Origin of the sequence: Micromonospora inyonensis (genome assembly GCF_900091415.1) — a bacterium.
GTDB lineage: Bacteria > Actinomycetota > Actinomycetes > Mycobacteriales > Micromonosporaceae > Micromonospora > Micromonospora inyonensis.
In genome coordinates this window covers 2,327,173-2,350,224 of sequence record NZ_FMHU01000002.1, presented here as the reverse complement: position 1 = coordinate 2,350,224, position 23,052 = coordinate 2,327,173, and the positions used below count along the sequence as shown (strand labels likewise).

Below are 23,052 nucleotides of genomic sequence, written 5' to 3'. Positions count from 1 at the left end.
CGGTCCCTACTTCGCCAGCAGCGGGTTGATCGAGGAGCAGACCCCGTCCAGCACGCCCTTGACGTCCGCGTCGGCCTTCCAGAGTGGGTCCAGCGCGGCGCGCACCGCCTGGCTCAGCTCCGCCTGGCCGGTGTGGCTGGGCTTGACCACGCCCTTGGCGATGCCGTCGATCACCACCTTCTGCAACTGCTCGGGGGAGAGCAGCGGGTTGGTCTTGGCCAGCGTCGCGGCGGTGAGCTGCGAGGTGCGCGGCGGCGGGAAGAACTGGGCCAGCTTCGCCGAGTTGGTGGGGTTGGTGAGGAAGGCCAGGAAGTCGGCGGCGGCGTCGGCGTGCTTGCCCTTCTTCAGGACACCCATGCCGCCCTGGCCGATCACCGCGTACTCGCCCTTCGGGCCGGCGGGCAGCGGCACCAGGTCCCAGCCGAACTTCTGCCCCTTGAGCAGGGACGCCCGGGAGATCTGGGTGACGGTCATGCCGGCCTCACCGGCGAAGAAGTCGGCGGTGGTGCCCGGCCCGGGGAGTGCCTTGTCGACGAAGATCCCCTTGTGCAGGGTGGTCATCGCCTCGACCATCTCCGGGGAGTTGAAGCCGCAGCTCTTCCCGTCCTCGCTCCAGGCCCGCGCGCCCCAGCCCGTCCAGATGGTGGAGAGGTTGTCCCAGCCCTTGTAGTCGAAGTCGCGCACCACCAGGCCGGCCTTGCCGGTCTTGGCGTTCACCGCCGCGCCGGTGGCGAGCGCGTTCGCCCAGGTCCACTGGCCGGCGGCGATCAACTCGGCCGGGCTCTTGGCGCCGGCCGCCTTGACCAGGTCGGTGTTGACGAAGACACCGAACGGCGAGGTGGAGAAGGGGTACGCGTAGAGCTTGCCGTCGGTCTTCCAGAGCTTCGTCGCGGCCGGGGCCAGCTCGTCGAAGGTGTACCCCTCGGTGCCCTTGAGGGTGTCGTCCAGCGGCACCAGCGCGCCGGAGTTGACAAAGTCGGGGGCCGAGTTCTCCAGCACCCAGGCCAGGTCGGGCGGGTTGCCACCGGCGATCTGGGTGGTGAGGGTGGTGGTGTAGTTCTCGAACGGGATCGGATCGAAGGTGATCTTGGTGACCTTCGAGTTGGCCGCCATGTACTCGGCGGCGATGTCGTTGAACAGCTTCAGGTGTGCCTCGTTCGCCGACCAGGTGGTCATCCGCAGGGTGACCGGGCCGTCGGATTCGGCGGAGTCGGAGCCGCCACAGGCGGTCAGGCCGAGCAGCGCGGAGAGCGCGACGACGGCCGTCAACCGGATTCTCATCGATAGAGTCCTTCCTCAGTAGCCGGCGATGTCGGGCCAGCGAAGCTCGACGCCGGAATCGGCGAGGCGGTTCTGGAATTCGGCCAGCAGGCCGGGGGTGTAGCGCACCGCGCGGGGGGTGACCCGCCGGGCCAGGCAGAAGTCCGCGAGGAGACCGGCGACTTCGCCGACGTTCCATTCCACGGGGTGCAGGCGGTAGGAACCGTTGGTGATGTGCGTGGTGCCGATGTTCTTGCCGGCGGGCAGCAGGTTCTCCACCCGCCGGGGGATCAGTGCACCGAGCGGGATCTCGAACGGGCACGAGGCCACGTCGATGTAGTTGTCGCCGCCGGTGGAGGGGTGCAGGTCGATGCGGTACATCCCGACGCCCACCGAGTCGGCGTAGCTGACCGCGCCCTTGTCGCCCCGGATCTCCAGGGAGAGATCCTGTTCGACGACGGTGTACTCGGCGCGGATCCGGCGCGACTCGCGGATGTACGGGGCCTGGGCCAGGCCGCTGTGGGTGACGTCCCCGCCGGTCGCGGCGGTGCCGTTGCCGGTGACGTCGCCCCGCAGCCGCAGCCCGGGGAAGCCGGTGCCTCCGTCGGTGCGGGGCGCCTCGGTTTGGAGCCAGTACAGCACCGACAGGGACAGCTCCCGGGCCGCCGCGATCTGCGCGTCCGGGTCGGGCACGTCGATCACCGGATGCTCGAAGTAGTCGATCATCGGCCAGTTGACCAGGCAGATGTCGCTGTCGTAGGTCCCCGGCGTGAAGTTGCGCCGGGCGGCGATCCGCCGGAACGTCCACAGGTTGCCGTCACCGGGGTTGACCCGCTGGTCGGCCTGGACCAGCCACGGGTCGTCGTCCGGGTTCGGGGTGAAGCTGCGTTCGGAGATCTCCAGGGTGCGCGGGTTGGGGGAGCGGAACGACAGCATCCGGTCGCCCCAGAAGGCCGGCTGGTACGCGCGCCAGAAGTCGTACGCCGCCGGCTTGTCGATGGTGTGGTTCCCGTCGACGTGGTCGACCGCGAAGCAGACCGAGACGGCCTGCATGTTGGCCGGCTGGGCGTTCTCCGGGGCGCTCGGCTCGCCGGTGTCGTCCCGGGACTCGAAGCCGGTGACGTACTCGGTGCCGGTCAGCGGGAGCAGTTCCCCGGTCTCGGTGGCGTCCAGCACGTACGGGGCGCTCAGGTGCAGCCGCTCGCCGGTGTCCCGGTGGGCGACGGTGACCCCGGTGACCCGGTCACCGTCGGTGTCGGCGGCCACCGGACGGTACGGCTGGAGCACCCGCAGCCGGCCGGAACCCCGGTACGGCGCGAGCATCCCCTCCAGCACGGCGACCGCCACCCGGGGCTCGTGGCACAGCCGGCTGACGTGGCCGGCGCCCGGGTTCAGCGCGGTGGCCCGCCGGGCCCGCTCGGTCAGCGGGTACCAGCGCCGGTAGTGCTCCCGGATGCCGTCGCGCAGCGCCCGGTAGCTGGCGGTGACACCGAAGTGCTCCACCCAGGAATGCTCGTCCGGCGGTACGGCCTGGCTGGTGAGCTGCCCGCCGAGCCAGTCGTACTCCTCGGTCAGCAGCACCGTACGGCCGGCGCGCAGCGCGGCCAGGGCGGCGGCCACGCCACCGAGCCCACCGCCGACGATCAGTACTTCGGCCTGCATCTCGGGCACGGTCGGTCCTCTCAGGGGTTGGTGTCCGGCCGCCGGCGGGGTCCCGGCGGCCGGGGTGACGGTCAGGGGCGGGGGCCGGGTGGGGCGAGGGTGGCGCCGTCGACCGGCTGGCACGGCAGCAGCCGTTGGGTGACCGTGCCGGGCACCCCGGCGAGCAGCGCGGTCAGCACCTCGACCGCCTGCCAGCCCATCTCCCGGCGGGGGATGCGGAAGCCGGTGACCTCGATGTCGCTGGTCGCCGGCCGGGTCGGGTCGCCCAGCGCCAGGATCGACAGGTCACCCGGCACGGCCAGGCCACGTTCCCGGGCGAGAGCGGCGATGGCGACGCCGTCGGCGTACTCCTCGACCACGGCCGCCGTGACCCCGGCGGAGAGCAGTGTGTCGAGCAGGTCGGCGGGGCTGCGGTCGGTGGTGGGCTCGTGCCGGGCCGGCAGCCCGGCGGCGTCGAGCGCGGCCCGGTAGCCGGCCAGCCGGTCGGCGTGCGACTCCGGGCCGGCTCCCTGGCCGAAGTACGCCAGCGCGGTGTGCCCGGCGTCGAGCGCACGCCGGACCACGGTGGCGGTGGCGGTCGAGTAGTCGACGCCGACGTAGGGCACCGGCCCGCCCGCGTCGTCCCGCCGGCCGACCGACACGAAGGGGTGCCCCTCGGCGACCAGCCGGCCCAGCTCGTCCCGGTCGAGCGAGCGGCCGAGCAGCACGCAGCCGTCGGCCAGGCGCAGCCGGTTGTCGTCGTGGAAGATCCGCCGCCGGCCGTCGGTGACCGGGGCGCTGGTGAGCAGCAGCAGGTCGCAGCCGAGCCGCTCGGCCGACTCCTCGATGCCGACCAGGAACGAGTGGTAGAAGTCGCCGGTGCCGGTGGGGAAGACCGGCTCGTAGGTGAAGACGCCGATGATCCGGTTGTGCCGGGCGGCGAGCCGCCGGGCCACCGGGTCGGCGACGTACCCGGTGGTACGGATCGCGTGCAGCACGCGCTCCCGGGTCTCGGGGGCGATCCGGACGCTGCCGTCGTCACGACCGTTGAGCACCAGCGAGACGGTGGCCTGGCTGACGCCGGTCATCCGGGCGATGTCCTGCTGGGTCACCCGCCTGCGTGATCCGGTCACGTTGCGTGTCCATTCGTTTCGGCGCTAATACGCATTAGCTACGTTGGTGTGAAATCCTGCGTCTCGCTCGGCCCCGCCGTCAAGCCCTGCGGCCCGAAAATCTGTCCTGCACTCGGGCCTGCTAATTCGTATTAGTGTCTTGACGGCTGCGGATGGTCAACGTCAGACTCATGGTCCACAGGCCCGCTCCACTCCGGAGCAACATTTCACACACGGTGACCGGCGATGGTGGTACGGCCGGCCCCCACCGCGCCACCCGCCCCCACCCCCCCACAAGCCGCGCCCCCGCGCCCGGCTCCGCTCCGCCGTCGACGCGCGTCCCTCACGATCGGAGAACCAGATGGACGACCGCTCCCCGACCCCACCAGCCGCGCTGAGCCGCCGCACCGTGCTGCGCGGCGCCGCCCTGCTGGGCACCGCCACGGCAGCCGGCACCGCACTCGGTGGCGCCCTGGCCAGCACCCCCGCGCTCGCCGGACCGGCCGGATTCCCCAGCTACCGGTACGTCCGCGACGCCTTCGCCGTACCGCTGCGCTACAACCCGACCGGGGAGTTCATCTTCCCGTGCGTACGCGGCGTCTACGACAAGATCTCCGGCGCCCGGGGCCGCTACTACCTCTACTACGCCCCGCACGATGCGCCCGGCGGCATCTGCCTCGCCTACGCCGACCGCCTGGAGGGCCCGTACACCGAGTACCCGGGGAACCCGATCGTCGACCGGGTGCTGCCCACCACCACGGTCAGCCACGTCTCCTCACCGCACGTGGTGTGGAACGAGTCCAGTCAGGAGTTCTTCCTCTACTTCCACGGTGAGAACACCACCACCCGGGTGGCCCGGTCCCGGGACGGCATCAACTTCACCAACGAGACGCCGATCCTGAGCACCAGGCTGGTGCCGAACACCACCGAGACGTCCTACGCCCGGGTCTTCGCCCACCAGGTCGCCGGGAAGAACAACAAGTACGTGATGCTCTTCATGGGCCTGCACACCATCGGCCCAGGCGCCCGCAAGATCTTTTGGGGCTGGTCGCCGAACGGCTGGGACCAGTGGCAGTTCTCCCCGAACCCGCTGATCTCCCCGGCCGCCGACGGGCTGACCGACATCTCCGCGCCGCACCTGCTGCACCGCAACGGCAGCACGTACGTGGTGTACCACGGCAACGACGGCCGCATGCGTCTCACCGAGGTCGGCAACAACTTCGACCGGGAGGTGCACCTCGGTGTCTTCCACTCCCCGATCGCCTCGGACAACGGCCGGGTCGCCGCGCCCGCGTTCGGCACCGACGGTGGCGTCTCGTACATGATCTACGAGGCCGGTCCCCGCCTCGATGCCCGGATCTGCATCGCCCGCGCCGTCTGACCGGAGCGTCGCGACCCTGCCCCGCTCCGGTTGAGGCGCTGCCGTCAGCCGGGGCGGGGCAGGGTGACCGGTGGGCCGAACACCACCGGCACGCCGGGGGAGTGGAGCACGCTCACCGGCGGGCCGACCGGGGCCGGTAGCCCGGCGGCAGTGACCAGCTCGTCGTCCAGGTGCAGCAGCTCGGACCGGTGCAACGGCCAGCGCGGATGCCAGTTGGGCAGCCGCAGCGTCCGTCCGTACGCCCGGGTGTGCAGCGCCCACCGGGCGGTGAGGAAGTGCTCCAGCGGAGTGGGGTCGTCGATCGGCCCACCCACCCGGACCGTCATCCGGCTCGTCGCGCCGACCGGCCCGGGCCAGCGTCGCCGGCAGAGGTACGTGTAGCGGTCACCGTCTCGGTCCAGCCGCATCGCCGACCACAGGTACGGCAGCTGCAGGGACACCCGCGCGACCAGCACCGGGACCATCCGGGACGCGTCGAGGGAGCGGAACACCACCGCCCGCCGGCCGGTGTCGTCGACGGAGTAGAGGCGCACGTTCGTCTCCCAGAAGCTGCCGAGATACGGCACCCCCGGACCGCGTCCCGGGCCCAGCCCGACCATCCGGAAACCGACCAGGCCGACGTAGCTGACCCCGTCGAGGGTGTCCGGGTGGGTGCCGGCGGGCAGCAGGGGCGCGACGACCTCCGGCGCCACCGCCCAGTGCAGGAAGGTGACGTCCTCCCACCGCTGCCGGAGAACCGCCCGGCGGAACGCCCGCCCCGGCGCGGGGGCGATCGGCTCGATGTCCACGTGTCCATCGTGCCGTGTCGACGGTCGCGTCCGTCCGGCGGTGGTCCGGCGCCGATGGACAGTCCTATCGCGGCAGGGAATGACGGCTCCTCGAAATTAAGCGGGGTTGAGGTGTCCGCGGTGGCGTCGGGTGGTGGCGGTGCGGGTGCGTAGTCGCTGGTTGTCGGGGTTGCGAACGCCGTAGGCGTCACGGGCGATCGTCCTGATGACGCGGTTGGTGCCTTCGGAGCCGGCGTTGGTGATTCCGGTGATCAGGAACGCGTGGATGTGCGGCCACCAGGTCACGATGGTGGTGGCGAGGCGGTGGCGTTCGGGCAGGTCAGTGGCGGCGCAGCGGGCAATAGAAGCGGTGCAGCAGTCGGTGGACGTGTTCCCGGTTCGGCTGGGTGTGGGCGACGGCGAGCAGGTCGAGCAGGTCCTCTTTCGCGTTCCACGCGGTCAGGATCGGAACACCGAGTGCCGCCGGGAGGGTGTCGACGAGGCGGTCGATGTGTTTGCCGCTCGCGTCGCTGCCCGTCCTCGGCGACTACAGTCAGCACGGGCGTGCCTTCCCGACCGACGCTGCAACGTCGGCCTTGCTCGAGACCTACACGAGTCGATCGCCGGGAAGGTACGCCCCTTCCCGGCCGATCCACAGGTTCTGAGCATTCCTCCGGTTGACCCCCGTTGAATTTGAGACCATCATGCACTGACCGGCCAGTCAGGCCACGTGGCTACCCCGGTCGCCTACTGGCGCGGCGGACCCAGGTGAGGTGAGCGTTCTTGAACGTGCCGTATGGGGACCGCAAGGTTCTCTTGCTGTCCGACGGGTTCGGCGGAGCCACGATGGCCGCGTACTGTCACCTACGGGATCGGCGTGTCCAAACCGCTTTTCACCCGGCATCGACCTCTGAGGACATGATCGCAGCGGTAGGTCAGCATGCCCCGGACATCGTGATAGCTCCCACCTTGACCAAGCGGGTGCCTGCGGAGCTCTACCATCGGGTCCTCATCAACCATCCGGGGCGCTTGGGCGACCGGGGGCCGTCCTCCATCGACTGGGGACGGGTTCGCCGGGATCCGCTCGGTGGGAACACCGTCCTCCTCGCCGAGGAGGGGTGGGACACCGGTCCGGTGGTTCACACCACGAGTTTTCCCTATCCGTCCTGGCCGGCGACCAAGAGTTGGCTGTACTCCCACCTGAACCGGGCTGCGTTCCTCGCCGGCATCGACCACGTGCTGGCCGGGCTCGGGGCCCCGATGCCGCTCGACGAGTCCCAGCCGGACGTGCTGGGCCGGTGGAACGACCCGATGCGCCAGCGAGACTGCGAGATTCACTGGACTATGTCGGCGGAGGACATCGTCTGGAACGCCGCTGCCCGGGACGGCAGCCCTGGGGTGCTCACCGAGTTGGCCGGCCACCAGGTGTACGTGTATGACGTCCACCTGGGCGGGCCGGTCAACGGGAACGCGGACCCAGGTGACGTGGTGGAGTGGCAGCCGAACGGGGCCATCCGGGTGGCCGTGGGCATGCGCACTGGGGACGGGTACCGGGAGAGTGTGTGGGTCGGCTACGTCAAGCCCAAGCCTCCTGCCCAGCACGGTCCCACGTTCAAGCTTCCCGCTGCCGTATGGATCGGTCAGCAAGGGCGGTACCTGCCCTTGCGGTGGACCGGGCAGGGACCGAGGCCAGGGTACCGTCCGATACGGATGTCCTTCCCCGACACCACCCTGGCTATCGTCACCGCCGCCGCGTACAACGGCGCCTGGTCTACGGAGTTCTGTCAACGTGTCACGAGGGCGCTTGCGCACGTCGAGCGGCTGCCGGACATCCGTCGAGTCGTACTGCGCGGAGGTGGCGCCGACCCGTTCGGCAACGGGATCCACCTAAACCACATCTACGCTTCGGATCCGGGCTGTGGCTTCCCCATGCAGGCCGAGGCGCGGCGCAACATCTCGGCGATCAACGAGGTCGCTGAGGTGCTGTTCCGCCTGCGCCGCGCGGGGCGGCAGGTCATCGTGGTCGCGGACGGGGATGCTGGTGCGGGTGGGGCTTTCCTTTCCCTTTGCGGAAGCGTGGTGGTCGCCGAGGAGGGGCGGGTCCTCAACTACCACTACAAGAGCATGGGCGGGCTCACCGGCTCCGAGTACCACACGTTGACGCTGCCCGGGCGCATGCCAGACCCAGCAGACCGGCATGCCCTTCTCAATGAGTGCCTGCCCCTGAGTGCCTACCAGGCCCACCGACAGGGCTTGGTGGACTACCTCGCTCCTGCTGGACTCACCGGGCCCGCGCTCACCGAATGGATCGTGGAGTTCAGCAGGAACTACGGCGCCCAGGTCGATCGGCGCGTCATAAAGGTGAGCGACGCCCCAAGCGCCGAGGCCGAAGCCGCGACATCGCGAGCCGAGCTCTCCACCATCTTCCGGGACTTCGCCGGTAGCGACTTTCAGCAGGCGCTCGCTCGGTTCGTCCTCAAGCAACCCACTGCACCGCCGGTCGCAGCGAGGCGGTATCGCGGCGGGTACCAGGAATCGAACTTCCCGCCCCCTCAAGGCGAGTGACTCTGGCGGGGCAGCGGGAATAGGCAAGGCAACGCCGTTGCCTCTACGAGTGGTACACCGACGGCACCTGGCGGCAGAAGGCATGTTCGCCGACCAAGCAGCTGCGGCCCTTACAGGCTCTTCGAGTTTAGGCTGGGTTGAGGTGTCCGCGCGGTGGTGCGGCACTCCACCTGGGCAAGCAGACCCTGTCCGCCGGACAGATCCACGAAGCCGACGTGCCACCGGTCCGTGGTCGTGGTCCACGAGCAGGCCTGCTCGTCCCAGGCCCAGCGGGGCTTGCCGCGGCGAACCTCGTCGATGCCGAGCATCGTGACCGGCTCCGGCTCATCCGGCAGCACCGCGGTCGCGTGGGCGGTGAACGCCTGCGCGACGACCGGCCATGAGACGCCGTGATCTCGGGCGGCCTGCACGATCGTACGGCCACCGTCGGCGACCGCCGCACCGGCCGCCTGCCGCAACCGGGTGGTCAACCGGGAACGGGCCGGGACCTGAGGGACCTGCTCGGTGAACGACTTGCGCGGACAGGCCGGGGTCGGGCAGTACCAGCGCCGTTTGCGCCAGCGCAGCCGCACCGGCCGGCCGCCGACCGGCAGATCCCGTGGCCGGGTCGTGGCCCACTGCTTCACCCGCGCCGCCCGCTGCCCACACTGCGGGCAGCATCGCGCCTGCTCACAACCGGTGGACAGGTGCACCACCGGGACACCCGTGTCGTCCAGTTCGACTCGCTCAGCCACCAGGCCGTCCAGACCCAGCAGCCGGGTCGTATCGTTGACCATGCTCGCAGCTTTTCACTTGTGACCATCCGAATTCGACACTCAGATGATCACCGATGAGCTGCGAGCCCTTCACGCTCGGGTCGACTTCGGCCACGAACCCCGCTCAACTTCGAAGAGCCGGGATGACAGCAGCGAGGCTCCCGGTCGGGGCGTCGGTTCCCGGTCCACGGCTGTCCTGTCCGGTCTGCTCTGCTGCACCGCACACCCTCACGGCGCTGGCCGACCAGCGGATGCCGAGGAGCAGGTTCGAGGTCGTGGTCGCCGACGACGGATCGACCGACGACACCCGGGAGACAGTGGAGGCGTTCACCGAGCGCCTGTCACTGCGCTAGCACCACCAGGACGACCTCGGCTTTCGCGCCGCCGCCCGCAAGGCCGGCACCCGGCTCGCCAGCGGTGGCATCTCGTCATCGTCGACACCGGCGTGCTCCCCGGACCCGACTTCCTCGCCGCGCACCTCGCCGCCCACCAGCGCCCCGGCCGGCCCCGGGCGGTGCCCGAGTACACCTACGGCTACCGACCCGACGACCCGTTCCCCGCGCTGGAGGCCGACGCGGTCGGTTCTCGTACGCCGGAGGAGATCGTCCCTACGCTGGGCACCTCCGCCGGCTTCCAGGACGGCCGGTACCCCACCTTCGCGTCCTGCGGCTTCGATCTCTTCCGTATCCCCCTCTCCTGGCAGCTGTTCTGGTCCCTGAACTGCTTCGTCCGGGCTGCGGCGCTGGTCGTGCTTTCCGGGGAGACCGTCGATCCTCACGTGAGAGACATCGCAGCGGGATGCTCGGCTGCCCGTGGTGGCCGTGTACGCCATGGCGGAGGTGGGCATCGGGGGACCGGAGGAGCGGCAGCGCCGATCTCGCGAATTGCTGCGCGGGCCATCGCGAACCACTTGACGGGGCGGCTATCAGTCCTCGTCGGTGGGCCGAGGCTGGCGATGTTTGGCGATCCAATCCTCGATGTCCTCGGCCAACCACACCTTCATGCCCCGTAGCTCCTGGTACGGCTTCGGGAAGGTGGGATACCGGGCAAGCTGCTGGAACCGCTGCCGCGAGACGCCGAGGCGCTGCGCAATCTCATAGGGCCCCATCAGGCGGCCTGGCCCACGGTCCACGCCTTGAACGTAGGCAGACTTCTGCTAGTCTTCTGGATATAGCCGGTTGACTAGACGGTCGGGTGAGCGCGATTCTGGTCGTGGGACGCCATACGGCGCAAATCCGGAGCTTTCCCGTCCCCGTCATGGCCCTCCGCTCAGCCGAACGCCTATTGCTGCGTCTTGCCCTCATCTGACCGTGGCAGGAAATGAGAGTGTTGGTGGTTTCCGAGATCGTGCCGATGATCGTGTTCGGCGGCCTGGTGCCGGGGTTCCTGCTCGGGCTCCTCGCGTTCCGGGTGAAGTCACGGTGGTGCCCGCGCTGCGGGCATGGTCCACGGCCCGACGAGCACTCCGTTCGACCCTCGGTTCAACGCCGGTGGTTCCAGCGGCGGGGCGGCGGCGGCCGTGGCCTCGTTCATGACGGCCCTCACCCAGGGCTCCGACGCGGGCGGCAGTGTTCGTATCCCGGCGGCCATGTGCAACATCGCGGCACTGAAGCCAAGTGTCGGCCGCTGGCCGCAGGACGCCCCGCCGATCGCTGCGGCGCCGTTCTTCACCCCCGGGCCCATGGCCCGGACGGTGGCGGACGTGGCCATGCTGATGCAGGCCATCAGCGGTCCGTTCGAGGGCGACCCCCTGAGCATGGACGGTCGGCTGGACTACGTCGCCGCGTTCGGTAAGGGTGTGGACGGCACGCTTCCGCTCGCGGGCAAGCGCATCGCCTACTCACCCAACATGGACCTTTTCCCGGTGGAGGCACCGGTCGAGCGTGTCGTCCGCCAGGCACTCCAGGCATTCCAGAAGGCCGGGGCGACGGTCGACCAGGTGAAGCTGGGGCTCGACGAGATCCAGGTCACCGATCTGGGCGGCCGGAACCGGCGGCCCTTGACCAGTCAGCACTTCGCCGACACCTGGGTCCTCATGCAGGCCGGCCTGTACGGCCACGCACGGGACCTGTTCCTGGAGTTCGGCATTCCGTTGGATCTGCGCGAGCACAAGGACGAGCTGACGCCACAGTTCGCCGCCATGCTCGACCGGTCGGAGCACCTCCTGGCCGAGGAGTACCGGCACCTGGACTTCCTGCGCGCCGACGTGCTGCACAAGCTCAACACCGTCCTGGCCACGTACGACTACATCGTCACGCCGACGGTCGCCGTGGTGGGCGTCCAGAACACGGCCGACGGCAACACCCTCGGTCCGTCGGCCGTCAACGGGGTCGCCGTCGATCCGCAGATCGGCTGGTGCTTGACCTACCCGCTCAACTTCAGCGGGCATCCGGCGATGAGTCTGCCGGCCGGCTTCGCGCCGAACCCCCTCAATGGCCCGGAGCTGCCGGTCGGTCTGCAGGTCGTCGGTCGCATGAAGCGGGACGACGAGGTCATCACCGCTTCCGCCGCCTTCGAGAAGTACCAGCCCTGGTACCACCGCTACCCACGGTAGTGCGGAGCGGCCCCGCCATGGGGCGGTCGATCCTCGGAACGGGTGCCTCCTCGCGGTCGCCAGGCAGGCGCCCGTTCCGTGATCGTCGGGCGGGTGGCGCATCTCGGGTGCGGCGGGTCACCGGGCGTTTCCCACCGCCGACCCCAGGCGACCGCTGACCCGGAGGAACGCGGTGCCCTGCCCGACGGCGACCAGTGCGTTGGCGACGGCGAGGGCGGTCCAGAGGCCGACGACGCCGCCGAGCGACGCGACCGGCAGCGCGACCACGGCGAGGAGGCCGTAGATCGCGGCGAACACCACGAAGCTCGGGGTCGTGCGCCGCAGTCCGGTCAGACCGAACCCGAGGACCGCCTGCAAGCCGTCGCCGAGGACGGCCAGCGCCACGACCGGCAGCAGCCCGGTCATGACGGCGCGGACGTCGGGATCGTCGGTGAACACCGGAAGGACGGCAGGCCGCAGGGCCACCAGCAGGACGCAGAGGGTGCCGACGGTGCCGGTGGCGACCATCAGTCCGGCCCGTACGCCGCGTCGCACGCCCGGGAGGTCGCCGGCCGATGCCCGACCGCTGACGAGCGGTACGCCAGCCTGGCCCACCGCGACCGCGGCGGTGAAGAGGAGACCGACAAGCGAGGTGGCGATACCGTGCGCCGCCGAGGCGGGCGCGAACCGCGCAGGTTCATGACGCAGGCGGCCAGGTTCGCCACGAGCATGCCGAACCCGGCACCGGACAGTCCGAGCGCGGGCAGCGGCCCGACCCCGGCGACCAGCAACGCCGAGAGTCCAGCGGCACACCCGGCAGCCACCAGACCGGACCACATCACCATCCTCGTCCGGCCCAGCCCGACCAGGCTCGACGACGCCATCGCCCCGACCGAGCCCAGCAGCACGGCCCCGGCCAGCAGCAGCGGGAACACGCCGAGCGCGGCGACCGTCGCGGCCGGAACGCCACCGGCGCGGGCCAGCAGCGGCACGCCGCACACCGCGACGGCACCGGGCACACCGACCGCCACCGCCAGCCACGTGCCGTCGCGGACCACGCGGAGCACGTCCGCCCGGTCACCGGCGGCCGACGACACGAAGGGCAGGACACCGCGCACCACCCCCGTTCACCGCCGCGGTGACCGGAAAGTAGACCGCGCCGGCCAGCGCGATCGCGGCCAGCGCGGTCGTGCCGGACCGCCCCAGCGCCGCCGTGACCACCGTCGACCCGATCGACGCAGAGCGATCTCCGATTGGGAGACGACCGGACACCGAGGCCCCCGCACACCCAGAGTACGAAGGGTTCCCCGGCGCGATGCCCCAGCCAATGCCGAGACTCGTCAACGCCGCCGACAGGGGTTAACTCGGATGACTCTGCTGCCGGCACTGCGCGGGTCCGGCGTCGACCGGGCCGACGCGCTCCGGGTCGCCGGCAGGACCCTTTCCAGCGAGGCTCTCCAGGGCTGCGCCAACGCCGTCGCCGACCGGATCCGGGGCGCCCGCGCGGTGGCGGTCGAGGCCGCGCCGAGCATCGAGGCGATGGTCGGCATGGTGCAAGCCCTCCAGGCGGGCGTACCGCTGGTGCCGGTGTCCGGGGCGCGGATCCTGGTCTCCGGCGACGCGCCGCTCGCACCGGCGGTCAACGAGCGGATCCGGTTGCTCACCTCGCACTCCCTCATCCAGGGCTACGGCACCACGGAGACCCTCATCGCGGTGACCGGCCGCGCCGACGCGCGCGGTACCCCCGGCACCGCCGGGATCGCCCTGCCCGCGTGCAGACCCGCCTGCTCGGTGGGGACGGTCGGCCGGTGCCCGCCGACGGCGAGTCCGTCGGCGAACTGAGCATCCGCGGGCCGACGCTGTTCAGCGGGTACGTCGGCCAACCGGACCAGGTGACCCCCGGCGACGGGTGGCACGCCACCGGAGACCTGGCCACCGTCGCCCCGGACGGCTGCCACCGGATCCTCGGTCGGCGGCGGGCCGACGTGGTGCACTGCCGTAACCAGGCGGTACCCGCCCGGCAGGTCGAGGAGGTCCTGCTCACCCACCCGGGGGTCCACGATGTCGCCGTGGTGGGCGCGCCGCGCCGCGCCCTCGGCGAGATGATCGTCGCGTACGTCGTGGCGGCGGACGGACCACCCCGACGGCCACCCGTAGCCGACCCCTACCGGCGGGTCGCGGGCGACGCTTCCGGGGTCGGCGCGGGACGACGCGGCGCCTAGCATGCCGGGTGTGATCGAGCGGATCCTGCCCCCGGCCGTCGTGGTGGTCGAGTCCTTCACCGACCCGACCGACCTGACGCTCCACCCCGACGAGGAACCGTTGGTCGCGAACGCGGTGGAGAAACGCCGCCGGGAGTTCACCACGGTGCGGGACTGCGCCCGCCGCGCGATGGCCCGGCTGGGCATCCCCCGGCCCCGGTCCTCTCCGGTACGCGGGGCGCGCCCATCTGGCCGACCGGCGTCGTCGGCAGCATGACCCACTGCGACGGCTACCGGGGTGCGGCCCTCGCCCCCGCGGCGTCGGTCGCCTCCGTCGGGGTGGACGCCGAACCACACGCGGCGCTGCCCGACGGGGTGCTCGAGGCGATCGCCCTGCCCGCCGAGCGGACCCGTACGGCCGCGCTGCGCGCCACCGATCCGACGGTGTGCTGGGACCGCCTGCTGTTCAGCGCCAAGGAGTCGGTCTACAAGGCGTGGTTTCCGCTGACCGGCCGATGGCTGGACTTCTCGGAGGCCGACATCGTCGTCGATCCGGACGGGACGTTCGCCGCCCGGCTGCTCGTGCCCGGGCCGGTACTGGGTGGCACGGAGGTGACCACCTTCCCCGGCCGGTTCCTCGTCGACGACGGACTGATCCTCACCGCCGTAACCCTGCCGCCGACCGCCTGACGGCATGCGCCCGCCACCCGCGGCGGGCGTCAGACGTCGGGAAGCAGCTTCTTCTGCACCTTGCCCATCGCGTTACGGGGGAGGTCGTCGACCAGCCGTACCTGCCGGGGCCGCTTGTGCACCGACAGGTGCCGGGCGACGAACTCGATCAGCTCGGTCTCCCGTACGCCGTCGCCCACCACGAAGGCGGTCACCTGCTGCCCCAGGTCCGGGTGCGGGAGCCCCACCACCGCGGCCTCGCGGACGCCGGGGTGGGCCAGCAACGCGTCCTCGACCTCACCCGCGCCGATCCGGTAGCCACCGCTCTTGATCAGGTCGGTGGCGGCCCGGCCGACGATCCGGTGCCAGCCGTCCGGACCGATGGTGGCCACGTCGCCGGTGCGGAACCAGCCGTCCGGCGTCCGGCTCGCCGCGTCGGCGTCCGGCCGGTGCAGGTACCCGTCGAAGAGGGTGGCCCCCCGGACCTGGAGTTCGCCCATGGCGACCCCGTCGGTGGGTACGGCGTCGCCCCGCTCGTCCATTACGCGGGTCTGCACGCCGGGCAGCGGCAGACCCACCGTGCCCGCCCGACACGGCCCGTCCGCCCGGGCGCTGACCGTGATCAGGGTCTCGGTCATGCCGTACCGCTCGACGACCCGGTGACCGGTCAGCGCGGCGAGGCCGCCGAAGACGGTCTCCGGCAGCGCGGCACTCCCGGACACCAGCAGCCGCGCCGGGCGAAGCGCCCGGGCCACGGCCGGGTCCGCGGCGATCCGCGACCAGATCGTGGGTACGCCGAAGTAGAGCGTGCCGGCCGCGCCCGCGTACCGCTCCGGGCGGGGCCGGCCGACGTGGTGCAACCGGCTGCCCAGCCGGAGCGGGCCCAGCACACCGAGGACGAGACCGTGGACGTGGAACAGGGGCAGGCCGTGCACCAGCCGGTCGTCCGGCGTCCAGGACCAGGCGTCGGCGAGGCCGTCGAGGCAGGCGGCGACCGCCCGCCGGGAGAGCACCACGCCCTTGGGTGCGCCCGTGGTGCCACTGGTGTAGAGGATCAGCGCGGTGGCCTCCGGCGCCGGCTCCGGATGGTGGGTGTCCGACCGCCGGTCGAGATCGACCGGTACGACCGGTGGACCGGAGGGGTCCGTCGGCTCGGCGCCGGCGGGACCGAGCAGGACCTCGGCTCCCGAGTCCCGCAGGATGTGGTCGCGCTCGCGCGGCCCGGCGTCCGGTGGCACCGGCACCACGGCCGCGCCGGCCAGCAACCCGCCCACGACCGCGACCACGGTCTCCAGGCCCGAGGTGGCCGTCACCGCCACCCGCCGGACACCGCGCAGGTCGTCGGCGACCGCTGCGGCCGTCCGGCGCAACTCCACCCAGGACACCGACCGGTCGTCGACCCGGATCGCGTCCGGCCGCTCGTCGGTGGACTCGGACAGCCAGCTCAGCAGCGGCACGACGGCGCTCCTTCTGCGCGGACCACCCGGCGGCGTGACGCCGGCCGGCGGGGGCGCGGGCCCCGGTACGGTCGATGGGCGGCCGGGACGCCCCTACGCGTCCGGCCGGACGCCTGCGACCGTAGTCGGGCCGCACGGGGGTCGGCCACCCCTATCGGTCCGGGCGTGTCGTACGACGGTGGTGGTGGAGGAGGTGGCACCCGTGTCCGGTTCCGCAGGCCCGGTGGGAGCCGGCCCGGCGGGCGGGCCGCTCGTGCCCGGCGGGGTCCGTGCGGTCGTGCTCGACCTCGACGGCGTGCTCGTCGACAGTCTGCGACCGCGCTCACCAGGAAACCGGGCAGGGTCAGGAAGAACGCGCCGAGGCCGGCGATCGAGGCGGAACCGAACTCGGCGATGACCGAAGTGCGTAGCGCGCAAGCCCCCGGCTTCAGCCGTGGGGTTAGCGCATCCAACTGAAACGGTAGTGTGCTAGTGTTTCAGTATGTCGAGCCGAGTGGTGAAGCGGGCGTACAGGTTCCGCTTCTACCCCACCGACCAGCAGCGGGAGCTGCTGAACCGGACGTTCGGCTGCGTGCGCTACGTCTACAACCGGGCGCTGGCCGAGCGGTCCCGCGCCTGGACACAGGAACAGCGGCGGGTCACGTTCGCCGAAACCTGCCGGATGCTCACCGTATGGAAGAACGAGCCCGACACGGCTTGGCTGTACGAGGTGTCGAACGTGGCACTTCAGCAGTCGTTGCAGCACCTTCAGCAGGCGTACGTGAACTTCTGGGCGAAGCGGGCGACGTATCCGACGTTCACGTCCAAGCGCACGTCGAAGGCGTCAGCCACGTTCACCACGTCAGGGTTCTCGTTCCGCGACGGGCAGATCACACTGGCGAAGACGGACGAGCAGAGCAGCATGTTTCCCGCGAGTCGGGAGAGCGACGCTGCCAGGAGCAGTTGCGGAACGTTTCGTCCGGTCACCACCTGCCAGTAGGACAAGGGCGTGCCGCGGGAGGCTTCCCCGGGTCGGGACGCGGTCATACCGGACGTGCTTCCCGGGCCGGCAGGTGCGTCATCGGACAGATGGACACGGACCTTTGTCGTGGGCGCGTCGGGCCCGGCCCTGTCCGGCCGGGGCTGCCGGCGAGGCGTCAGGGCAGCGTGCGCAGCACGGCCGCCGCCGCGTCCGCGCTGGTGACCCGCTCGGCCAGGGTCCGGCGGATCCGCTCGGCCGCGGCGAAGGCACCCGACGGATCGCGTAGGACCCGGGCCGTGTGGGCGGCCCAGACCCGCGTGGCGACCGACTCGTCGACGTCGATCGGCAGTACGGCCAGCGCCGCGTCCTCCGGCGGCAGCACCTCCTGCAGCAGCCTCCCCAGCCCACTGTTGGCGCTGACCAGCAGCGGGGTTCCGGCGACGATGGCCTCGAGTCCGACCAGGCCGAAACCCTCGGCCCGGGAGGGCATGAGCACCAGACTGGCCCGGCGCAGGTCGTCGCGGACGTCGTCCGTGTCGGTCGAGTAGGCCCGGGGGGTGACCTGCAGGCCGGGGCGGCCCGCCCACCCGAGGACCATCTCCCGCAGCGTCCCGTGTTCGGTCGGCGGCACGCCGCGCAGCAGCAGTTCCGGCTCGGTGCCGCCCGGGCTGAGCAGTTCCACCGCCGCACCCACCGCGCGCGCCGCCAGGTCGAGCCCCTTGACCGGCCAGTCGTCGAGCCGCCCGGAGAGCATCACCTGGCGCTGGTGCCAGCGGGACGGGATCCGGGGCGTGCCGTCGTCGAGGTCGAAGCCCGGGTCGATCCGTCCGGGCGCGGCGACGTCGGGATAGGCGGACAGGTCCCGTTCGAGGAGACCGTGCAGCAGCGGCCCCACCCCGAAGGCGCGGGTCGCGGTACGGGCCAGCTCGATGTCCTCCTTCCAGCGCCGTTCTGCGATGGCACCGGCGTCGGGACGGTCCCGACGCTGCCACTCGATGTGGTCCGACCAGGTGTGCACGACGTGCGCGCGGGCAGCCGAGCGGAAGTGGTCCTCGACCAGGATCCGGGCGTGTCCACCGGTGATCCGGCCGTGCCCCACCACGAGGTCCGGCTCCCAGCCGTCGGGCAGTGGCGGCCGGCGGAGCAGTGCGTCCCGCTCGGCGCTGTCGGCCGCCGCCGGGGGAGCGGCCACCAGGGTGACTCCGGCCGCCCGGGCGTGGGCGACCTCCTCCGGGGACGGCCGGAGCACGACGCAGACGACGTCCGCGCCGGCCCGGGCGAGCGCGGCGCACAGGGCACGGTTGAACGTGCTCAGCCCGCCCTTGACGGAGAACCAGTGGGTGTCCAACGCGAGCACCCGGCGCGACCGCCCGCCGGCCGGCTCCGGCTCCGGGGCCCACCCGTTGCCGGTCCATCCCAGCGGCCCGGCGGGGGCGTCGGGCAGGACGGTGGTGAGCATTCGGGTCGCCGCCTCGGGATCGCGCGCCCGGACCCGGATCACCCGGTCGGTGGAACGCAGTTCCACCTCGACGAAACCCGGCACGGCCGTGGCGATCAACCAGTCCCGTGCGGCCTGGGCCACCCCGGTGACGACCTCCGCGCCCACGCCGGCGAGATCGTCGAGGATGGTGACCACCGCCACCGGGTTGAACCGTTCCCACAGGGATCCCCGGTCACCCAGGTCGAGCCCGGTCCGCGCCGACAGCCCCAGGTGCTCCAGCCGGGCGGTGAGCCGCGCCCGGGCCGCGTCGTCGACGTCCTCGACGAACTTGACGACCGCCTGCCCGGGAGCCGAGTGTGTCATGGGCACCATGATGACAGTCCACAGTCGATTACGGGGTGGGATGGTGGCACGATGAGTCGTCCCGGACCACGGTCGACCCTTCTCGACCACCTCGTCGACCCCGCCGCCGCGTTGCCGCCGGACCATCCCCACCGGGCCGCGGCCGAGCGTCTGTACGCGGAGCGCGGCTGGGAAGCCCTGTCCGATCTCTACCAACGGCAGTCCGCGGTGGCCTGGCGGGATCAGCACCGCGCCCTGGCGCTCCGGCTCCTGCTGGCCGAGAGCCGGGTGGCGCTGCGGGCGGGCGACCGGGGACGGTTCCACGACGCGGTCGTCATCCTCGCCCAGTGGCACCGGCTGAGCGGGGGATTCACCCCCGCCGAGGCGTGGAACCGCGTCCTGCTGCGGGAACCGCTGGGCGCCGACACCGCCTGGCTCCACGCGCAGGCGTGGCGGGAACTGGCGGCCGTGCGGGAGGTGACCCGCCGGTACGACGAGGCGCTGTCCTGCTGCGAGCGGGCCCTCGCGGTGTGCCACCGGTACGCCGACGCGCCCGGTGTCGTCGGGCGGCACGTGCGGGCCCTGTTGCAGGCGGCGGCGGTCCAGCGGATCCGGGGCGAGCTGGTGACCGCCCGGGAACTCCTGCGCGAGGCCCGCGAACTCGCCGAGACCCGGGACGTCGACCCGTTCACCCGAGGGCTGGTCTCGCTCCGGGAGGGTGGTCTGGAGATCGTCCTCGGGCGGCCGGAGGAGGCGCTCGCCGCCTACCGGCGCGCCGCGGCGGCGTTCGAAGGCGTGAGCGAGAACAACCTCCTGTACACGCGGGTGCGCGAAGTCGCGGCGCTGCGCGCGCTGGGGCGGCCCGGGGAGGCGCTGCGTATCACCGCCGACCTGGCGGACCGGTTCCGGGCGCGCGGCGACGCGTACCGGCTCGGTCAGGTCCTGCTGGAGCGGGCCGAGGTCCTCCAGAGCCTGGGGGACACGGTCGCCGTCGCGGCCACCCTCGAGGAGGCGAGGCCGTACTACGAGCGGGCCGACACGATGGAGGCGCTGCGCTGGCACCGGCACGTCGCCCGCAACCTCATCGCCTCGGGCGGCGACGGGGCGACCGTGGCCGGGCACCTGGCCGTGGTGCTCGACCTGGCCGGACGTCCGGGACGGCAGGACCTCAACCGGACCATGCTCGCGCTCCACGACCTGCACCGGACGCCGGATACCGACGCGCTGTCGCCGTCGCTGCGGCACGCCGCCGGGCGGGGTGCGCTGCTCGCCGCCGACCTGCAACGCGACTCGCTGCACGAACCGGGGGTGCGCTGGGCGATGCACGCCCAGCGGGAGGAGGTGTACCAGGCGGCGGTGCTGGCCCACACCGGCCTCGACGAGCCGGAGAGCACCGCGCGGGTCGCCGAGACGGGCCGCGCGGACGTGTTGAACCAGCTGCTCGCTACCAGGTCGGGCGGGTCGGAGGGCACCGTGGCCGAGTCCCGGATAGCCGCGCCGCCGGCCGATCCCGGGCTGGCCGACCAGGTCTTCGCGGTGGCCCGGCTCGCCGTCGGGGCGATCCGCTCCGGACGGGCTCCCGACCGCGTGTCGCTGCCACCGCTGCCGGGTCACCTGCCGCCGCCGGCCGTCCTGGACACGATGGCCGACGTCGTGGTGGTCGTCAACCTGGGGCGCGGCCCGGACGGCTGGTGGTCGTCGGTCCTGACCAGACCCCGGTACGGCGCGTGGCGGGCGGCCCTGCGTACCGCCTCCGCGGCGTTGGCGGACCGGCTCGACAGCCTGGTCGCCGGGGTCCAACTGCCGCCCCGTGGCGTACCCTGCGCGGCGTGGGAGGAACTCGGCGCGTTCCTGCTGCCCGATCCCGCCGTCTGGGCCGGGACACCGGAGCGTCCGCGATCGGTGGCGATCACTCCGGACCCGCGGATGTGGCACCTGCCGCATGCCGCGTTGCTCCGCGACGGCGTGTACCTCTGCGACGTGGCCGAGGTGAGTCTGACGCCGAGCCTGCGGACGCTGGAGCTGCTGCTGACCCGACCGTCCTGCGGCCCCGGCGCGACGCCGACCGGCCCGGCGGTGAGCCTGCTCGACCACGGCCTGCCCGGCCACCGCGTCGAGGCGGCCGCCCTCGACGGCTGGCCCGGCGGCCACCGCCACGTCGCCGGGCTGTCGGCGGTCGACCAGGTGGCGGATCCGGCGCTGTTGTACGTCTCGGGGCACGGCGACCGCCCCGGTGCCGCCGCGCTGCTGGGGCCGGACGGCGTCACGATGGACGGCCTCGCCCCCCGACGGCTGCCGCCGCTGGTGGTCCTGAACGGCTGCTGGAGCGGCACGGCGTCGAGCCGGTACGGCTACGACCCGTTGAGTCTGGCCGTGGGTGCCCTGCTCGGTGGTGCCGACACGGTGGTCGCCGGCATCGGGCGGATCGGCAGCGTGGCGTCGGCGCACGTCGGCGCGCGGCTCGTCCACCAGGTGGGGCGGGGTGTACCGGTGCTCACGGCCCTGCGGCACGCGCAGCGGGAGATCCGGGCGGAGCATCCCGATCTCGGTCCGTTCGACTGGGCCGGCCTTTGCGGCGTGGGTGCCGGCAGGTGATCCGCCGGTCGCCGTTTCCCGGCCGGTTTCCCGGTGTTTCCTCGCCCCCGCGAACTGGATACGACGGTCCGTGGTGATCGCGTCACGTTCGGGAGAAACTGGACGTGTGGAGTGGATCCCGGTTGTCGGCGTGGTCTGCGGGGCGGTCATCGCCCTCGCCACCGCCCTGATGGTGGAGTCGAAGCACAACCGCGCGCTGCGCCGCCAGCACCGTGAGGCGGAGCGGGTTCGGCACTGTCTGGAGTTCGCCCTGGCGCTCGACGCGGCGCACAGCGCGCTGCGGGAGGTCGCCCAGGGCCACGACGGCTCGCGGGACCGGCTCCGGCCCGCCAACCGGGCGGTCCACCAGGCGGGTGTCTTCGCGGCCCGGGAAAGGCTGCTCGTGTCCGGCACGGTGGATCTCGTCAAGGCCGGGGAGCTGGCCTACCACCGGCTGATCGCGGTCCGGAACGCGGTACGGTCGGGGGCGACCCTCCCGTCGCCGGAATACCACCGGGCCTACCACGCGTTCGCCGAGGCGATCTGGCAGCTCAGGATGGCGGCCCGCGCGGACCTCGACCAGGCCGTGCTGGCGCCGGCGGACCTCGACCGACGGAGCTGGTCGGAGCGGGAGGGCTGCCCCGCCTGCGTCGCGCCGGCCCGACAGGGGCCGGTGGTGACCGGGGCGACGTGACCGCGGCGTCCGCCACGAGCCCGGGGCGATGGCGGGATCGCGTGTCAGTCCGGCAGGAGGCGGCGCAGGACGCCCTTGGCGGTGGCGACACTGCGGTAGGACTGGACCAGATACGAGCCGAGCACGATGTTCGCGCCGGCCAGCGCGGGTACCGCGTACTGGGCGACGCGCTGGCGGCGCTGCCACACGGCGATCTCCTTTGGCGTGCCGGTGGTGGGCAGGGTGGCGTCCTTGACCTCCACCTGGCGGCCCCGCTGCCGGGCCTCCTCGGCCAGTTGACCGATGCGGGTACCGCAGTACGCGGAGTAACCGGTGGCCGCCGCTCCGAGCACCGCCGTACCCGCCTTCGCGAAGCCGATGGACGCGAAGCCCTTCTGCAACGCCATCCGGCGGCCACCGGTGCGGGCGAGGTAGAGGCCGGCGATCAGGGTCGCGCCGATACCCGCCCACTGGACGGGACCGAAGCGGCTCCACGCCGACTCCGCCACCCGGATGCGGTCGATGCCCTGCGTCAGGTCGCTGCCGGACTTGTTAACTCCGGCCACCCCCATGACGGTGCCGCCGAACCACAACGCCGATCCGACGTCGTGGACCGCCTGGGCGACGGCGTGGTTGTCGGTCGCGGTCATCTGCATGGCTGGATCCCCTAGCTGTACGGCGGGTCTGCGGTCGATGACCCACGGTAGAACGCCGAAGGCG

General features: G+C 72.0%; 20 protein-coding genes and 3 pseudogenes. 11 read left to right on the top strand and 12 right to left on the bottom strand.

Annotation, left to right across the window (positions count from 1 at the left end; genetic code table 11):
* Nucleotides 1-6 precede the first annotated feature (6 nt).
* The 3 genes from GA0074694_RS24855 to GA0074694_RS24845 all read right to left on the bottom strand — a co-directional run bounded on the left by GA0074694_RS24855 (nt 7) and on the right by GA0074694_RS24845 (nt 4,034).
* Nucleotides 7-1,281 (bottom strand): ABC transporter substrate-binding protein, encoded by a 1,275-nt coding sequence (locus GA0074694_RS24855; RefSeq protein WP_091462452.1) that lies wholly within the window; start codon nt 1,279-1,281, stop codon nt 7-9.
* A 15-nt stretch (nt 1,282-1,296) separates the two neighbouring features.
* Nucleotides 1,297-2,922: an FAD-dependent oxidoreductase gene (locus tag GA0074694_RS24850; protein WP_091463927.1), complete on the bottom strand. Its 1,626-nt coding sequence runs from the start codon at nt 2,920-2,922 to the stop codon at nt 1,297-1,299.
* A gap of 71 nt (nt 2,923-2,993) precedes the next feature.
* Nucleotides 2,994-4,034 (bottom strand): LacI family DNA-binding transcriptional regulator, encoded by a 1,041-nt coding sequence (locus GA0074694_RS24845; protein WP_091462451.1) that lies wholly within the window; start codon nt 4,032-4,034, stop codon nt 2,994-2,996.
* A 340-nt stretch (nt 4,035-4,374) separates the two neighbouring features.
* Between GA0074694_RS24845 and GA0074694_RS24840 the strand changes: the two genes are divergently transcribed.
* Complete coding sequence (locus GA0074694_RS24840) at nt 4,375-5,394, top strand: glycoside hydrolase family protein (RefSeq protein WP_176738112.1); 1,020 nt, start codon at nt 4,375-4,377, stop codon at nt 5,392-5,394.
* Between the two features lie 44 nt (nt 5,395-5,438).
* On the opposite strand, the gene GA0074694_RS24835 is transcribed toward GA0074694_RS24840, so the two are convergent.
* Nucleotides 5,439-6,182 (bottom strand): YqjF family protein, encoded by a 744-nt coding sequence (locus GA0074694_RS24835; protein ID WP_091462450.1) that lies wholly within the window; start codon nt 6,180-6,182, stop codon nt 5,439-5,441.
* Nucleotides 6,183-6,278: 96 nt separating this feature from the next.
* Nucleotides 6,279-6,684: pseudogene (locus GA0074694_RS34370) on the bottom strand (transposase); the annotation flags it as partial.
* Between the two features lie 431 nt (nt 6,685-7,115).
* Here GA0074694_RS34370 and GA0074694_RS24825 point away from each other — a divergent pair.
* Complete coding sequence (locus GA0074694_RS24825; RefSeq protein ID WP_176738111.1) at nt 7,116-8,726, top strand: hypothetical protein; 1,611 nt, start codon at nt 7,116-7,118, stop codon at nt 8,724-8,726.
* A gap of 149 nt (nt 8,727-8,875) precedes the next feature.
* Here GA0074694_RS24825 and GA0074694_RS24820 read toward each other — a convergent pair.
* A pseudogene (locus GA0074694_RS24820) lies at nt 8,876-9,502 on the bottom strand (transposase family protein); the annotation flags it as partial.
* Nucleotides 9,503-9,624: 122 nt separating this feature from the next.
* Here GA0074694_RS24820 and GA0074694_RS24815 point away from each other — a divergent pair.
* A complete protein-coding gene (locus tag GA0074694_RS24815) occupies nt 9,625-9,834 on the top strand; it encodes a glycosyltransferase family 2 protein (RefSeq protein WP_176738110.1) in 210 nt (69 codons plus the stop codon).
* Nucleotides 9,835-10,406: 572 nt separating this feature from the next.
* On the opposite strand, the gene GA0074694_RS24810 is transcribed toward GA0074694_RS24815, so the two are convergent.
* Nucleotides 10,407-10,613, bottom strand: coding sequence for a helix-turn-helix transcriptional regulator (locus GA0074694_RS24810; protein ID WP_245714894.1), 207 nt, complete (start codon nt 10,611-10,613; stop codon nt 10,407-10,409).
* A 309-nt stretch (nt 10,614-10,922) separates the two neighbouring features.
* Here GA0074694_RS24810 and GA0074694_RS24805 point away from each other — a divergent pair, with 309 nt between their 5' ends.
* Nucleotides 10,923-12,035, top strand: coding sequence for an amidase (locus GA0074694_RS24805; protein ID WP_091462446.1), 1,113 nt, complete (start codon nt 10,923-10,925; stop codon nt 12,033-12,035).
* Between the two features lie 117 nt (nt 12,036-12,152).
* On the opposite strand, the gene GA0074694_RS24800 is transcribed toward GA0074694_RS24805, so the two are convergent.
* Together GA0074694_RS24800 and GA0074694_RS33295 are read right to left on the bottom strand one after the other, a co-directional pair.
* Complete coding sequence (locus GA0074694_RS24800) at nt 12,153-12,629, bottom strand: MATE family efflux transporter (RefSeq protein WP_245714893.1); 477 nt, start codon at nt 12,627-12,629, stop codon at nt 12,153-12,155.
* Complete coding sequence (locus GA0074694_RS33295) at nt 12,542-13,135, bottom strand: MATE family efflux transporter (protein ID WP_245714892.1); 594 nt, start codon at nt 13,133-13,135, stop codon at nt 12,542-12,544. Before GA0074694_RS33295 ends, GA0074694_RS24800 begins: the two co-directional genes overlap by 88 nt.
* Nucleotides 13,136-13,382: 247 nt before the next feature.
* Between GA0074694_RS33295 and GA0074694_RS33290 the strand changes: the two genes are divergently transcribed.
* From GA0074694_RS33290 to GA0074694_RS33995, 4 genes and pseudogenes are all read left to right on the top strand, one after another.
* A complete protein-coding gene (locus tag GA0074694_RS33290; protein ID WP_245714891.1) occupies nt 13,383-13,856 on the top strand; it encodes an AMP-binding protein in 474 nt (157 codons plus the stop codon).
* Nucleotides 13,823-14,236, top strand: a complete 414-nt coding sequence (locus GA0074694_RS33285; protein WP_245714890.1) for an AMP-binding enzyme — start codon at nt 13,823-13,825, stop codon at nt 14,234-14,236. Before GA0074694_RS33290 ends, GA0074694_RS33285 begins: the two co-directional genes overlap by 34 nt.
* A 1-nt stretch (nt 14,237) precedes the next feature.
* Nucleotides 14,238-14,467: pseudogene (locus tag GA0074694_RS34000) on the top strand (4'-phosphopantetheinyl transferase); the annotation flags it as partial.
* Nucleotides 14,468-14,488: 21 nt separating this feature from the next.
* Entirely contained in the window at nt 14,489-14,905 is a 417-nt protein-coding gene (locus GA0074694_RS33995; RefSeq protein ID WP_342670946.1) for a 4'-phosphopantetheinyl transferase family protein, read from the top strand.
* 29 nt (nt 14,906-14,934) lie between these two features.
* On the opposite strand, the gene GA0074694_RS24785 is transcribed toward GA0074694_RS33995, so the two are convergent.
* The gene (locus GA0074694_RS24785; RefSeq protein WP_091462445.1) at nt 14,935-16,341 is read right to left on the bottom strand and encodes an acyl-CoA synthetase; all 1,407 of its coding nucleotides are present in this window, start codon (nt 16,339-16,341) and stop codon (nt 14,935-14,937) included.
* A gap of 481 nt (nt 16,342-16,822) precedes the next feature.
* Here GA0074694_RS24785 and GA0074694_RS24780 point away from each other — a divergent pair, with 481 nt between their 5' ends.
* Nucleotides 16,823-17,320, top strand: coding sequence for an RNA-guided endonuclease InsQ/TnpB family protein (locus GA0074694_RS24780; RefSeq protein ID WP_091462444.1), 498 nt, complete (start codon nt 16,823-16,825; stop codon nt 17,318-17,320).
* Nucleotides 17,321-17,477: 157 nt separating this feature from the next.
* On the opposite strand, the gene GA0074694_RS24775 is transcribed toward GA0074694_RS24780, so the two are convergent.
* Nucleotides 17,478-19,106 (bottom strand): glycosyltransferase family 4 protein, encoded by a 1,629-nt coding sequence (locus GA0074694_RS24775; protein ID WP_141714270.1) that lies wholly within the window; start codon nt 19,104-19,106, stop codon nt 17,478-17,480.
* A gap of 51 nt (nt 19,107-19,157) precedes the next feature.
* Between GA0074694_RS24775 and GA0074694_RS24770 the strand changes: the two genes are divergently transcribed.
* On the top strand, nt 19,158-21,680 hold the full coding sequence (locus GA0074694_RS24770) for a CHAT domain-containing protein (protein ID WP_141714269.1): 2,523 nt from the start codon (nt 19,158-19,160) through the stop codon (nt 21,678-21,680).
* Between the two features lie 106 nt (nt 21,681-21,786).
* A complete protein-coding gene (locus GA0074694_RS24765; protein WP_091462441.1) occupies nt 21,787-22,353 on the top strand; it encodes a hypothetical protein in 567 nt (188 codons plus the stop codon).
* A gap of 44 nt (nt 22,354-22,397) precedes the next feature.
* Here the strand turns inward: GA0074694_RS24765 and GA0074694_RS24760 are convergent, their stop codons facing one another.
* Nucleotides 22,398-22,988 carry a hypothetical protein gene (locus tag GA0074694_RS24760; RefSeq protein WP_218105807.1) on the bottom strand — a complete coding sequence of 197 codons (591 nt, stop codon included), beginning with the start codon at nt 22,986-22,988 and terminating at the stop codon, nt 22,398-22,400.
* Nucleotides 22,989-23,052 lie beyond the last annotated feature (64 nt).